Genomic DNA, 747 nt, shown 5'->3' with positions numbered 1-747 from the left:
CTAGCTTTTGCGGCGCCGGCGACATAAATTTACTGGCCACTTCGGTGCGCGAAATTTTAGCAATCACTTTATTACCGATATTCACGCTGCCGTCACTATTTTCAGATAATCCCGCTAAACGATAGTAAACAATATGCTCAGTCAGCGCCAAATACGCCGATGCTTCAACCGTATCAACACCGAGTTTTAAGAAAATATCCACCGCGCCAGATTCTAATGCCTCTTCGCTGGGTGCATGAATTAAGTTCACTGCAAATGGACCGTTTGGTAACTCTGTCTGGATACGTTTAATCGAATCTTCAATCACATCAGGCACTAAACCCGCCGCACCAAATGAGCATAAAAAACCGGCTTTACCTAACGCCACCACCAGTTCAACCGAGGCAATACCGTTGGCCATCGCACCGCCGTGATAAGCGTATTTTACTTTATGCTGTTTCTTAAAAGCAGGATCGCCGAGATCTTCACAGTTAACTGCCTGCGCGAAAGCTAAAACAGCTTGCTCACCTGTGTCTGCAACGCTCTGAGTGATACCGACACCAGCACCGTTTTGTGCAAGATAAATAGGGTTTTCAATATCCATTAAGGCATTTTTTATGGCAACTTCACTGCTGTCTATTTTTTGTGAATCTACTTTCCAAGCCCAGTTGATCTGATTTTGCTTGTTAAAACTTAAAACTGACATATTTGTTCCTATACAAAGCAGGAGCCCTGCTTATTTTGCTCTTGATCGTTATGTTTCGGCTG

Annotated in this window: 1 pseudogene; it reads right to left on the bottom strand. The window is 43.9% G+C overall.

What is annotated here, in order from left to right:
• Nucleotides 1-685: pseudogene (locus AC4GME_RS17230) on the bottom strand (2-nitropropane dioxygenase); the annotation flags it as partial.
• Nucleotides 686-747: the final 62 nt, after the last annotated feature.

This window comes from Psychromonas sp., from assembly GCF_983033635.1.
Note: the sequence above shows the minus strand (reverse complement) of the source record. Positions and strands in the feature narration are given on the sequence as shown.